Annotated in this window: 12 protein-coding genes; 11 read left to right on the top strand and 1 reads right to left on the bottom strand. The window is 60.7% G+C overall.

All coding sequences use genetic code 11. From position 1 onward, the window contains the following. The first annotated feature begins 25 nt into the window (after positions 1-25). The 9 genes from QP884_RS10870 to QP884_RS10825 all read left to right on the top strand — a co-directional run bounded on the left by QP884_RS10870 (position 26) and on the right by QP884_RS10825 (position 6,669). Complete coding sequence (locus QP884_RS10870; protein WP_005328030.1) at positions 26-340, top strand: WXG100 family type VII secretion target; 315 nt, start codon at positions 26-28, stop codon at positions 338-340. 69 nt (positions 341-409) lie between these two features. Continuing rightward, complete coding sequence (locus tag QP884_RS10865) at positions 410-697, top strand: WXG100 family type VII secretion target (protein ID WP_005322746.1); 288 nt, start codon at positions 410-412, stop codon at positions 695-697. A gap of 405 nt (positions 698-1,102) precedes the next feature. Further along, the gene (gene rplM / locus QP884_RS10860) at positions 1,103-1,546 is read left to right on the top strand and encodes a 50S ribosomal protein L13 (RefSeq protein ID WP_204610199.1); all 444 of its coding nucleotides are present in this window, start codon (positions 1,103-1,105) and stop codon (positions 1,544-1,546) included. Continuing rightward, on the top strand, positions 1,546-2,079 hold the full coding sequence (gene rpsI, locus QP884_RS10855) for a 30S ribosomal protein S9 (protein ID WP_204610198.1): 534 nt from the start codon (positions 1,546-1,548) through the stop codon (positions 2,077-2,079). The genes rplM and rpsI overlap by 1 nt, the downstream gene beginning before the upstream one ends. Before the next feature lie 400 nt (positions 2,080-2,479). Then, positions 2,480-2,806: a type II toxin-antitoxin system HicB family antitoxin gene (locus tag QP884_RS10845; RefSeq protein ID WP_005322743.1), complete on the top strand. Its 327-nt coding sequence runs from the start codon at positions 2,480-2,482 to the stop codon at positions 2,804-2,806. A 48-nt stretch (positions 2,807-2,854) separates the two neighbouring features. Next, positions 2,855-4,198: a phosphoglucosamine mutase gene (gene glmM / locus QP884_RS10840; RefSeq protein ID WP_284822018.1), complete on the top strand. Its 1,344-nt coding sequence runs from the start codon at positions 2,855-2,857 to the stop codon at positions 4,196-4,198. A 112-nt stretch (positions 4,199-4,310) separates the two neighbouring features. After that, positions 4,311-4,625, top strand: a complete 315-nt coding sequence (locus tag QP884_RS10835) for a hypothetical protein (RefSeq protein WP_284822017.1) — start codon at positions 4,311-4,313, stop codon at positions 4,623-4,625. Further along, entirely contained in the window at positions 4,622-6,409 is a 1,788-nt protein-coding gene (locus QP884_RS10830; RefSeq protein WP_284822016.1) for a hypothetical protein, read from the top strand. The genes QP884_RS10835 and QP884_RS10830 overlap by 4 nt, the downstream gene beginning before the upstream one ends. Then, positions 6,409-6,669, top strand: a complete 261-nt coding sequence (locus QP884_RS10825; RefSeq protein WP_250408740.1) for a hypothetical protein — start codon at positions 6,409-6,411, stop codon at positions 6,667-6,669. Before QP884_RS10830 ends, QP884_RS10825 begins: the two co-directional genes overlap by 1 nt. A gap of 4 nt (positions 6,670-6,673) precedes the next feature. Here the strand turns inward: QP884_RS10825 and QP884_RS10820 are convergent, their stop codons facing one another. Continuing rightward, the gene (locus QP884_RS10820) at positions 6,674-7,507 is read right to left on the bottom strand and encodes a dienelactone hydrolase family protein (RefSeq protein WP_284822015.1); all 834 of its coding nucleotides are present in this window, start codon (positions 7,505-7,507) and stop codon (positions 6,674-6,676) included. A gap of 204 nt (positions 7,508-7,711) precedes the next feature. Here QP884_RS10820 and QP884_RS10815 point away from each other — a divergent pair, with 204 nt between their 5' ends. Together QP884_RS10815 and glmS are read left to right on the top strand one after the other, a co-directional pair. Next, positions 7,712-10,516 (top strand): FAD-binding and (Fe-S)-binding domain-containing protein, encoded by a 2,805-nt coding sequence (locus tag QP884_RS10815; protein ID WP_284822014.1) that lies wholly within the window; start codon positions 7,712-7,714, stop codon positions 10,514-10,516. Positions 10,517-10,611: 95 nt separating this feature from the next. Next, complete coding sequence (glmS, locus tag QP884_RS10810) at positions 10,612-12,483, top strand: glutamine--fructose-6-phosphate transaminase (isomerizing) (RefSeq protein WP_284822013.1); 1,872 nt, start codon at positions 10,612-10,614, stop codon at positions 12,481-12,483. Positions 12,484-12,567: the final 84 nt, after the last annotated feature.

Below are 12,567 nucleotides of genomic sequence, written 5' to 3'. Positions count from 1 at the left end.
CCGCCCTAAGGAGGGGCGCACTCTTATGTCTCAGACTTTCAAGACACAAGCCGATGTCATGGTTGCCACCGCTGGCAAAGTCGATAACACCAACGATGAAGTCCAAGGCGAGCTCACCCGCCTGCAGGGCGTCGTCGACTCCGTCCGTGGCAGCTGGGTTGGCCAGGCGCAGGTCTCCTTCGATGACCTGATGCAGCGCTACAACACCTCTGCACAGCAGCTGCGCGAGGCCTTGGCCTCTATCTCTGACAATATCCGCAGCAACGCCCACAACTTCGACAACGTGGAAGCAGAAAACACCCAGGCCTTCTCCAACGTGGGCGGCGGCCTCGCCCTCTAAACCGCACCGCACACTTCACTACTCCGCAGCCCAAAAGCTATAGATTCACAGAAGGGAATCAACCACCACATGTCCGAGATCAAGTACGAATTCGGTGCCATTTCTTCCGCCGCAGCCGATATCAACGCCACCTCTGGTCGCATCAACAGCACCTTGGCAGACCTGAAGGCGCGCCTACAGCCGATGGTAAGCACCTGGGAAGGTGAGTCCGCCGTGGCTTATAACCAAGCGCAGGCGAAGTGGGATAAGGCATCGCAGGAACTCAACACCGTGCTCGCCACCATCTCCAAGACGGTTTCGCAGGGCAACGATGCAATGAGCGACGTCAACCGTCGCGCCGCCGCAAGCTGGGGTTAAAACCACACCCTGATTGCACGGTTCCACGCTGTCCCCGTCGGGGCTGCGGTGCCACTGACCACACCCGCGTGGCAGGAGGCGGACGCAGCCGCAGCCTTGGCCACGAAACCAGCGTGGCTACTCCTTTTCTAGTTCTATTCTCTTGCGATCTCTTCCACTCTTTGAAGTCGTACCTTTCTAGTCCGTACCCACGAACCGGCACCTCCCGTTTGAGCCGCGGAAGGTGCCGGTTTCGGTGTTTTGGTCTTTGGGCAGGTGAGCAAGTAGGGTAGGAAACCTATGTGTTCGCTCGTCGGCAAGCAGCTGGCGAAGCGCTCCCTGCAGGTCTCCACCGGCCGCTGTACGGGAGTGAATGGATGCTTAGCGCTGGCCGGCAGTTCCGAGACAGACTTTCAAGGAGTCAAATTGTCTACTTTCCACCCAAAGAGCGGTGACATCACCCGCAAGTGGTACGTCATCGACGCTACTGATGTGGTGCTGGGCAAGCTCGCTTCCACCGTTGCAGACCTGCTGCGCGGCAAGCACAAGCCACAGTTCGCACCGAACGTTGATGCTGGTGACCACGTCATCATCATCAACGCTGACAAGATCCACGTTTCTTCCGTCAAGCGCGGCCGCGAGATGCGCTACCGCCACTCCGGTTACCCGGGCGGCCTGAAGTCCATGACCCTGGGTCAGTCTTTGGACGCCAACCCGGTTCGCGTTATCGAAGAATCCGTTGCCGGCATGATGCCGCACAACAAGCTCTCCCGCGCTTCCATTAAGAAGCTGCACGTCTTCGCAGGCGAAGAGCACCCGTACGCCGGCCAGAAGCCGGAAACCTTCGAGTTTAAGCAGGTGGCACAGTAATGTCTGAGCAGAACATCGACAACAACGTAGCCGACGCTGCTGACATCGCTGCAGCAAGCGCCGCTACCGAAGAGTTCACCAACACCATCGGTGATTCCATCGCACCGGCCGAGACCGAAGAGGTCGAGGCTGCCGCTCCGGTACACGAGGGCCCGATCCAGACCGTCGGTCGCCGTAAGCGCGCCGTCGCACGTGTTCGCCTCGTTGCTGGCTCCGGCCAGATTGTGGTTAACGGCCGCGAGTTCGGCGAGTACTTCCCGAACAAGCTGCACCAGCAGGATATCCTCACTCCGCTGACCCTGCTGGAGCGCGAGAACCAGTTCGACCTCAAGGTCACCGTTAACGGCGGCGGCCCAACCGGTCAGGCTGGCGCCCTGCGTCTGGCTATCGCTCGTGCACTGAACATCTACAATCCGGCTGACCGCACCGCCCTCAAGAAGGCTGGTCTGCTCACCCGAGATGCTCGTGCAGTTGAGCGTAAGAAGGCTGGTCTGCACAAGGCACGTCGCGCACCGCAGTATTCCAAGCGTTAATCTCGCTTCTACTGCGCGCGCAAGCGCAACGCAAAGCCGCTGCTTCCTTTGGGAGGCGGCGGCTTTCGTCGTTTTGAGCTCCGGCAGAGGAGAATGACACCTCTGCACGATAGTACTATATGTGGTACTGATTAGTTGTGGGTAGCAGCGTAGAAGAAATCTTGGCCAAAATGAAAAGAAACCCAGTGAACATAGCTTTTTCGGATCTAGTAAGTGTGTGTGACTATTTTTTTGAGCGAAGAAGCAGCAAAGGCACGTCGCACAGAACGTATAAGACGCCATGGCGTGGAGATCCCCGAGTGAATATTCAGAACGCGAAAGGGAAAGCGAAAGCTTACCAAGTTCGCCAAGTTCTTAAAGCGGTACAAAAACTACAAAGCGAGCAAGAAAGAAGATAAAAATGGACGTCAGCAAATACACCTATCAAGTCTTCTGGTCTGAAGAGGATAATGAGTTTGTGGCGACGGTTGCCGAGTTTCCTTCACTATCGTGGCTGGATTCTGACCGTAGCTGTGCAGAGCAGGAACTTCTGAAGTTGGTTGCGGAAGTAGTAGAAGATATGCAGGTTTCAGGGGAAGTCATCCCACAACCGCTGGGGGCTCGTTCATATTCGGGAAAATTCAACGTTCGAACCTCTCCGTCGCTGCATCGCAAGCTAGTAATGGAAGCTAGGACGGAAGGAATTTCACTCAACGCATTGATAAACCAGAAGCTTGCCTCCGCCTAAACCGCCCCAACATGCAATCGATGGGCACAGGAGTGCATAATTGACTGCATGACTCGACTTTTTGGAACCGATGGCGTTCGCGGCCTCGCGAACAAGAAGCTGACCCCAATTCTGGCCTTGCAACTAGGCCAAGCCGCTGCGGAGGTATTTACCGCTAAGCGTGAATCCTACGAGCGCCAGCCGCTGGCCATTATTGGCCGCGACCCGCGTGTTTCTGGCGAGATGCTGGATGCGGCGATTGCGTCCGGTCTGGCTTCCCGCGGCGTGGACGTGGTGCGCGTGGGCGTGCTCCCAACCCCAGCAATTGCCTTCCTGACGGATGATTATGGCGCGGATTTGGGCGTGATGATTTCCGCTTCCCACAACCCGATGCCAGACAACGGCATCAAGTTCTTCTCCGCAGGCGGTAAGAAGCTGCCGGACGAGGTAGAAGATCAGATTCAAGCCACCATGGAAAACCTCACCGAGGATGGCCCGACTGGCACCAAGCTGGGCCGCATCATCTCGGAGGCCCCGGACGGACGCGAGCGCTACCTCAACCACTTGAAGGAAGTAGTCTCCACCGACCTCAGCGGCATCAAGGTGGTCGTAGACACCGCCAATGGTGCGGCCTCCAAGGTTGCTCCGATCGCCTATGAGGCGGCTGGCGCAGAAGTTATTGCTATCCACAACAAGCCGAACGCCTTCAATATCAATGCGGACTGCGGTTCGACGCACATTGAAAAGGCACAGGCGGCCGTCGTCGAGCATGGCGCCGATCTGGGCCTGGCCCATGATGGCGACGCCGACCGTTGCCTGGCTGTGGACTCCGAGGGCAATGTTGTTGACGGTGACCAGATTATGGCACTGCTGGCCGTAGGCATGAAGGAGGACAATGACCTGCGCTACAACACTCTGGTAGCAACCGTCATGTCTAACCTGGGCCTGAAGCTAGCCATGCAGGAGCAAGGCATCGAGGTGCGCCACACCGCAGTAGGTGACCGCTACGTGCTGGAAGAGCTCAACCGCGGCGATTTCTCCTTGGGTGGCGAGCAGTCTGGCCACGTCGTGTTGCCAGATGATTGCACGACTGGCGACGGCACGCTTACTGGCCTGTCCATCATGGCGCGCATGGCCAAGTCCGGGAAGTCCCTGAAGGAATTGGCATCGGTGATGACCGTGCTGCCACAGGTGCTCATTAACGTGCCGGTTTCTGATAAGGGTGCCATCATGGACGCCCCTGAGGTACAAGAAGCCATTGCCCAGGCCGAGGAAGAACTCGGCGAAACCGGCCGTGTTCTGTTGCGCCCCTCCGGCACTGAGGAGGTTTTCCGCGTCATGGTGGAGGCCGCCGATAAGGAGCAGGCACGCAAGGTTGCCGGGAGGCTTTCCGCCATCGTTTCCTCGGTCTAGCGCAACCGCCGGGTGCGGAAGAATTTTGGCATCCTAGGGAACCATTTGGCGCAATCCCCAGTCCAATGAAGGTGAGAACTTTTACCGCATATGGATTTGGGGGAATACACCAGTGTCTGAGGTTTTTCTTCGCCCCTCGGAGGCGATGTCCGCACTACGGCAGGTCGTAGCAGATAACGACGAACAACGCGATGCCCACCGGGCCGAGGTACCGGATTTTCCGGTGGCCGCGGCTGGACGCAACTTTGGCGGCCACGGTGAGCGCATTCGCGATGTCTTGGCGCGCATCCATGAGCGCGGCGGGCAGAGGTTGGATAATTTATCCGCCACCGCCCACGCCGCCCATGAACAGGTGCGCGCCTTTGCCGATTTTGATGAGTCCTTCGGCAGCTCCTTTGCACGCGGCGGGGAGGCGGACAGCAAGTGAGTACGCTGACAAAATCCCTGTTGGGGGACTATTCCAACGCGATTTCCCAGTTCCAGTTCGCATGCTTGGGAAGCTACTCGGGCCCCAGCATGCCGATGAACCTACTGGGGGAGCTAGTCGGTGCGGTGGATGGCATCGCGCCCGAAAACTTGGTGAAAAACACCGTTGCGGCCGTGGGCGGCAACCGCCCGAAGGGAGGCGGTGCTGGACTAGCGGGCTATTTGCAGCAAGATGATTCAGAGGTTGCTCAAGGCGCCATGCGTGAGCACCTGTGCGGCGTGCAGGAAGATTTCGACATTGACCGCCAGGATGCTGCCCATCTCACCAGTTCGGCGGAGCAGTGCTCGGGCGCTATTGCCGACGTCGTCGATGTCTCCGACACCGCCCTAACCGAGCTCATCTCTGCGGTCATCCCACTACTGAATATCTTGTCCATGGTGGCCACCAAGCACCCGCTGGCCAGGTTTATTATCCCGATTCTTTCCACCATCGGCGGGCGCGTTATCGAAGAGACGAATCACAATATCGCTAGCACCTGCCGTGACCGCGATGATGCGATTGAGTCCTGCTATAACGAATTTGAATCGCGCTGCGAATGCGTCTGTGAGCGCCCAATGCCGGAAGAATGCCCGACGCCGGCTAAACCTACAGATGATGCCTGCCCCGCACCGGTAGAACAATGCCCGGAGACTCCTACTCCCTCTAAGCCGATGCCGAAGGAAGAGTGCCCACCTCCGCCCTCGCAGCCCACCGAGTCGGCCCAGGTGGAGTGCCCACCAGAGCCCACGCCCATGCCGGAGCCTGACTCAAAGCAAGAATCCAGCCAGACGACTTCCGCGCCGCCACAGCCGACGCCTCCTTCGCCACCACCCGTCCCGCCAGAGGAATGCCCCGAGCCCGAGCAATCATCCAAGACGGAAGTGCACACGGACACCACTGCAGAGCACGGTGCGGGCTGCCACTGCAATGAGTGCACCGAGCAACCATTTACCGAGCGTCCATCGCAGTCCCAGCGTGACGTAGAGATCACCAGGCCGGCGCAGGCGGAGATCATTCCGCCGCAGGAGCCGCCAGAACAGCCGCAGCAAGAAGAAGAGCCGTGCCCGGAACCTGAACCCCAGCCAGAGCCGAAACCTAAGCCAGACATGGATACAGAACCCGCTTCTGACTCGGGCGCAGGCGAGGAAACCCTCTGCCCGGAAAATACCGCGGAAAGTACCGAAGAATGTGTGGAAACGACTCAAACCAGCTCAGAAGGCTGTGAAATTGAATCCTCCTGCAGCGGCAGCCTCGGCCTGGTAGGGGCCGGAATCGCTTTGGTAGGCGTGGGCCTCATTGTGGAAGGGGCCGCGCAGTGCCTGGAGAACATGTCCGAGGCGGATTGCCCGGTGCAAGAGCCCGAACCGGACCCCATCCCTGAGCCTGAGCCTGAGCCAGAACCTGATCCCTGCCCGGAACCTGAGCCCGAACCCGATCCGGAGCCGGAGCCATGCCCTGAACCGGAGCCAGCTGGTGATGATGGCGTTATGGCGCCGCCTCCTGAGCTGTCTCAGGTAGAGGAGCCAACGCCGCCACCAGAAAAGGTGGCACACCTCCAGGCGGCCGGTCCAGCAGAGGCACCGTCACCAGCCCCAACCCCAGCTCCTGAACCAGCACCGGCACCGGACCCAGCACCGCAGCCGGCTCCAGAAGAAGCACCGGCACCGGCACCAGCGCCGCAGCAAGAGGCGGCACCCGCGCCAGAAGAACCAACCATTAAGGCACGAAAGGCAGGTCAGTGGTAATGAATAACGACTTCGCAGAATTTGCGCAGGGCTTTCGGGAAAGGACGGCTAAACGCCTGCTGGAATTTGAAAAAACGCTGGCGAAAGCGCAAGACGAGCTAGAAAAGTCCGCGGATAAGGCCATGCAGGAGGCGCGAAGGGAGAAGGGGCAGGTGGGGCGTCGGCAAGCGGCGACGGCGCCAAGGCCCCGATATGGCGCTGCCCCGGCACGCTCAAGGAACGCGTCGGGGCAGGTGCAATCTGTGCTGCGGCGGGGCTAATACCTTAGGCGTCGCGGGTGACGCCGGCGCGCTCGGCCAAGTCCTCGCCTACAAGGCTTGTAACCTTCTTGGCGCTCGCCTCTGGATCCGCAAAGGCGTCATAGGTGGAATCGCCATTGAGGGTGGCCAGCAGGAAGCCGGTGACCAAGCCGCGGGCGATTTCGGTAGGGCCGGACTGGAAGGCGGCGGTGCCGATGGCCAGCTTGCGCAGGCGATCTTCGGTAAAGCCGGCGTGGCTGCCCTTATCTATGGCGCGGAAGCAGACCGGGCCATTCCAGTTATGGGCCAGCTTGGCGGGGTTGCCGGCATTGAAAATGTCTTCCTGGCCGGCGCCAATGACCAAGCCCGGGGTAGTAATGCGGCGGGCCGCCTGCACCGCAGATGGCGCGGTGATGGAAGGGTAAATCGCGGCGACGGCGGCGACCTTCTGGTTATCCAAGGCGCCCAGCACGGCCGTGCCACCGCCCATGCCGTGGCCAATCATGCCGAGCTTGCCCGGGGAGACCGTAATATTGCCAGCGCCAAGCTTTACCCCAGCGGCAATCTGCAGCGCGGATTCCATATCCGCGGCCAAGTTGCGGTGGTTGGGGAAGGGGCCGGTTTCGGAATCGGGGGCTACCACGACGATGCCCCAGCTAGCCAGGTGGCGCAGGGTGGCGTGGTAATCCTTAATCTTGTGCATCCAGTCATGGCCAAAGGCCACGGCGGGCAGGCTTTGGCCCTCCGCGGGGGTATAAACCTTGCCGGTGACTCCGGCGTAGTCAAGGTCGCCAACCAAAACTCGGTTGCGACCGCGCTTCGACAACGTTGCTAGATGTTTATTCAAATTCGCAGACACGCATTCCAGGATAGAGGAAGATCACCCGCTAGGCGGGAAAGGGTGTGGGTTTATCTGAGAAATGTCTGCGCAGTATCCAGCCGAGCCACGGGTGTGGTGGAAAGGCTTTCCTAAGCCCCTCCTAACTTGCGCGCCTGTGCGCAGGGGAGTGCAATGTGTGGGCAACTACATACTCTAATTTTCTGGGAAGGCGGGCTGCGGTACATGACTACCGGCGTCGTTGATGTGGAAGAACTTTCTACTCGTTATGGGATGGAGGTAAAGACCGAGGTCATTGACCGCGTGGCACATGCCTCCGATGCCTCGCACTACCTGTACACCCCCAAGGCAGTCATTGAGGCCCGCTCGGCCGAGCACGTAGCCGCCATCTTCCGCGCGGGCCGGCAGCAGAATGTTCCGGTCACCCTGCGCTCCGGCGGTACCTCCCTTGCCGGCCAGGCTTCCGGCGATGGCTACCTGGTGGACGTGCGCAAGCACTTCCGCGGCATCGAGGTATTGGATGAGGGCAAGCGCGTGCGCGTCCAGCCCGGCGCGACGGTGCGCCAGGTCAACGCCCGCCTAGGCCTGCGCAATCGCAAGCTTGGCCCGGATCCGGCTAGTGAATCTGCCTGCACCATCGGTGGTGTGGTGGCCAATAACTCCTCCGGTATGGCCTGCGGTACCGAGCTCAATACGTATAACACTCTGGAATCGCTAACCTTCGTGCTGCCTACCGGCACCGTGATCAATACCGCCGATGCGGACGCGGACCAGCAGTTCCAACAACAGGAACCGGAGCTGGTGGAAACGCTCACCCGCCTGCAGCGCCGCGTGCGCGATAACCAGGAGTCCGTGGACATTATCCGCCGCCACTTCCAGTTGAAAAACACGATGGGCTATGGCCTTAATTCCTTCCTGGATTTTGATAGCCCGGTCAAGCTCTTTGAGCACCTGCTCATCGGCTCGGAGGGAACCCTGGCCTTCATTGCAGAAGCGGTATTCCGCACGGTGCCGATTTCCAAGCTGACCACCACCACGGTGGCTGTATTTGATGACCTCACCGCCGCCACCAAGTCCCTGCCGGCCTTGCTAGATACCGGGGCGGCCACCCTGGAGCTGATGGACTCTGCCTCGATCCGCGTGGGCCAAGGCTTTGATAAGGTCCCGCAGGCCATCACCGGTTTCGATGTGGACAAGCAGGCCGCACTGCTCATTGAGTACCACGCCGACGCGGAAGAAGAACTGCGGGAGAAGGAGGGCAAGGGCTCGCAGCTTCTGCGCGAGCTGCCGCTGCAATCGCCAGCCGCCTTCTCGGCCGACGCCGCTTCGCGCAATACCGCATGGAGCTTCCGCAAGGGCCTGTATGCCCAGGTAGCTGAGGCGCGCCCGTCCGGTACAACCGCGCTTTTGGAAGATATCGTCGTGCCCGTGGGGGATTTGGCTGATACCTGTTCTTCCCTGCAGGAACTCTTTGCCCGCTATGGCTATGACGATGCCGTTATTTTCGGCCACGCCAAGGACGGCAATATCCACTTCCTGCTCACGGACCGCTTTGAAGGCGATGACGCCATCGGCCGCTATAACGACTTCAACGAGGGCATGGTGGACTTGGTTCTCTCGGCCGAGGGCAACCTCAAGGCCGAGCACGGCACCGGCCGCGCCATGGCACCGTATGTACGCCGCCAGTATGGCGACGAACTTTACGCGGTCATGCAAGAACTCAAGCGGGCCTGCGATCCCACCAATACGATGAACCCGGGCGTCATCTTGGACGATGACCCCGATGCACACATTAAAAACATCAAGCTCAACCCCACCGTGGAAGAGGAAGTGGACCGCTGCGTGGAGTGCGGTTACTGCGAGCCGGTTTGCCCGTCGCGCGATCTCACGCTGACCCCGCGGCAGCGCATTGTGGTGCGCCGCGCCCGCAAGCGCGCGGAAGAAGCCGGCGATAGCCAGCTCGTAGCCGAGCTGGATGAGGCCTATGAATACATGGGCATTGAGACCTGCGCCGTGGACTCGATGTGCCGCACTGCTTGCCCGGTAGGTATCGATACCGGCAAGTTCATCAAGCGCCTGCGCCGCGAGGAGGCCCAGCCGGCGCAGCAGAAGCTATGGGGCGCTGCCGCCAAGAACTGGCAGGTGGTTAGCCAAGGCGCCGGGCTGGCGCTGACCGGCGCGCACCTGCTGCCGACCGAGCTGGTCAAGAAGGTCACCGATGTGGGCCGCAGCCTCATCGGCACCGATAACCTGCCGCAGTACCAGCCGGAGCTGGGCAAGGGCGGCAAGTCCCGTGGCCGTTTGGCCGGGCGCGTGGGTGACCGCTACGCGCAGACCACCGGTATTTACCTGCCTGCCTGCGTGAACACCATGTTCGGCCCGCAGGGCGGCGGCAAGGGCACGACCGATTCCTTCGTGGCTCTCTTGGAGCGCGCCGGGGTAGCGCTGGAGGTTCCAGAGGGCATCGACAAGCTCTGCTGTGGCACCCCATGGGCTTCTAAGGGCATGCAGGCCGGCCACGATGCGATGGAGCAGCGCGTGCGCGATGTCGTCATGGAGGCCACCGATGGTGCGCGCCTGCCGGTCATCGTGGACGCCAGCAGCTGTACCGCCGGCTTTAAGGACATGTTGGAGTCGGTGGGCATTACCGCCATCGACGCCATTAGCTTTACGGCCGATACCCTCCTACCGCAGCTGGCGGTCAAGAACCCGGCGGCCTCCGTGACCGTGCACCCCACCTGCTCTGCCTTCCAGCTGGGCATGATGGAAGACGTGGAGAAGGTAGCCCGCGCCGCCGCGGCCGAGGTACACATTCCCACTGACTGGAATTGCTGTGGCTATGCCGGCGACCGCGGCATGTTGCACCCGGAGCTAACCGACGCCGCAACGCGCGCCGAGGCAGCACAAGTCAAGGAAATCGGGGCGCAGTATCACGCCTCGACCAACCGCACCTGCGAGCTCGGTCTGACCCGTGCTACCGGCGAGGACTATCACCACATTCTGGAACTTTTGGAGCAGGCGACGCGCTAGTTTTCCCAGCGCACTAGCGGGTGGGGCGCTATGCCCCGCTTGCCGACGCCCCGCCCGCCTAGAGGTTTCTTCCACGTGCTGTAAAATCAGCAACCATGTGTGGAATTGTTGGATATATTGGTCACGCTGGTGGTGACCGTGATTACTTCGCCCTCGACGTAGTTCTGGAAGGGCTGCGCCGTTTGGAATACCGCGGCTATGACTCCGCTGGTGTAGCAATGTACGCCGATGGGGACATTAGCTGGCGCAAGAAGGCCGGTAAGGTCGCTGCGCTGGATGCTGAGATTGAGGCCCGCCCGTTGTCAGACTCTGTGCTGGGCATTGGCCATACCCGCTGGGCTACCCATGGTGGCCCCACCGACCTGAATGCGCACCCGCACGTGGTCGATGGCGGCAAGCTGGCCGTGGTGCACAACGGCATCATTGAGAACTTTGCCGAGCTCAAGTCCGAGCTTTTGAACAAGGGCTATAACTTCGTTTCCGAGACCGACACTGAGGTTGCCGCTACGTTGCTGGGCGATGTCTTCCACAACGAGGCCGCTGGTGACCTCACCAAGGCAATGCAGCTGACCTGCTCCCGCCTCGAGGGCGCATTCACCCTGCTGGCCATCCACGCCGAGCAGGCCGATCGCATCGTTGCCGCTCGCCGCGACTCGCCGCTGGTTATCGGCCTGGGCGAGGGCGAGAACTTCCTCGGCTCCGACGTATCTGGCTTCATCGATTACACCAAGTCCGCCGTGGAGATGGACAACGACCAGGTCGTGACCATCACCGCCGACGAGGTAGAAATCACCGATTATGCGGGCAACCCTGCACAGGGCAAGCCTTTTGAAATCAAGTGGGATGCCGCCGCTGCCGAAAAGGGCGGCTTCGATTCCTTCATGGAAAAGGAAATCCACGATCAGCCTTCCGCTGTGCGTGATACCCTGCTCGGCCGCTTCGATGAACAGGGGCAGCTGACCCTCGATGATTTGCGCATCGATGAGACCGTGTTGAAGTCCATCGACAAGATCATCGTCATCGCTTGCGGTACCGCCGCCTACGCCGGCCACGTGGCACGCTATGCCATCGAGCACTGGTGCCGCATTCCTACCGAGGTCGAGCTCGCCCACGAGTTCCGCTACCGCGATCCGATTGTGAACGAGAAGACCCTCGTCGTCGCCCTGTCCCAGTCCGGCGAGACCATGGATACTCTGATGGCCGTGCGCCACGCCCGCCAGCAGGGCGCCAAGGTTATCGCCATCTGCAATACCCAGGGCTCGTCCATTCCGCGCGAATCCGATGCCGCGCTCTACACCCACGCCGGTCCGGAAATCGCCGTGGCCTCCACCAAGGCCTTCCTGGCGCAGATTACCGCCACCTACCTGCTTGGCCTCTACCTGGCCCAGCTGCGCGGCAACATGTTCGCTGATGAAATCCAGAGCGTTCTTGCTGAGCTGCGCCACATGCCGGACAAGGTCCAGAACGTCATCGATGAAGAGGACCAGGTGGCCAACCTGGCCAACTCCATGAAGGATGCGGAATCCGTGCTCTTCTTGGGCCGCCACGTCGGCTTCCCTGTAGCTCTTGAGGGCGCGCTGAAGCTCAAGGAGATCGCCTACCTGCACGCCGAGGGCTTTGCCGCCGGCGAGCTCAAGCACGGCCCGATTGCACTGATTGAGGAAGGCCAGCCGGTCTTCGTCATCGTGCCGTCCCCTCGCGGCCGCGACTCCCTGCATTCCAAGGTCGTTTCCAATATCCAGGAGATCCGCGCCCGCGGTGCCATCACCATCGTGATTGCGGAAGAGGGCGATACCGCCGTGGAGGATTACGCTAACCACGTCATCCGCATCCCGAAGGCGCCGACCCTCATGCAGCCGCTGCTGGCCACCGTGCCGCTGCAGATCTTCGCCGCGCACGTAGCCAAGTCCAAGGGTTACGACGTGGACCAGCCACGTAACCTGGCCAAGTCCGTGACCGTGGAGTAATCCACGCGGCGGATTCTAGTGGTCGTGGAAACACTTCTTATGTTTCGGTTGAGTTTATCAGTGCGGCCATTTTCTCGGCTGGTG

It is taken from the genome of Corynebacterium tuberculostearicum, from assembly GCF_030229345.1.
Taxonomy (GTDB): domain Bacteria; phylum Actinomycetota; class Actinomycetes; order Mycobacteriales; family Mycobacteriaceae; genus Corynebacterium; species Corynebacterium tuberculostearicum_G.
This window is presented reverse-complemented; position numbering and strand designations above follow the sequence as displayed.

Coding starts and splice junctions, on each gene's coding strand:
- glmM (WP_284822018.1), top strand. CDS start 2,855: ATGACTCGACTTTTTGGAACCGATGGCGTTCGCGGCCTCGCGAACAAG.
- QP884_RS10845 (WP_005322743.1), top strand. CDS start 2,480: ATGGACGTCAGCAAATACACCTATCAAGTCTTCTGGTCTGAAGAGGAT.
- rpsI (WP_204610198.1), top strand. CDS start 1,546: ATGTCTGAGCAGAACATCGACAACAACGTAGCCGACGCTGCTGACATC.
- QP884_RS10870 (WP_005328030.1), top strand. CDS start 26: ATGTCTCAGACTTTCAAGACACAAGCCGATGTCATGGTTGCCACCGCT.
- glmS (WP_284822013.1), top strand. CDS start 10,612: ATGTGTGGAATTGTTGGATATATTGGTCACGCTGGTGGTGACCGTGAT.
- QP884_RS10825 (WP_250408740.1), top strand. CDS start 6,409: ATGAATAACGACTTCGCAGAATTTGCGCAGGGCTTTCGGGAAAGGACG.
- QP884_RS10865 (WP_005322746.1), top strand. CDS start 410: ATGTCCGAGATCAAGTACGAATTCGGTGCCATTTCTTCCGCCGCAGCC.
- QP884_RS10815 (WP_284822014.1), top strand. CDS start 7,712: ATGACTACCGGCGTCGTTGATGTGGAAGAACTTTCTACTCGTTATGGG.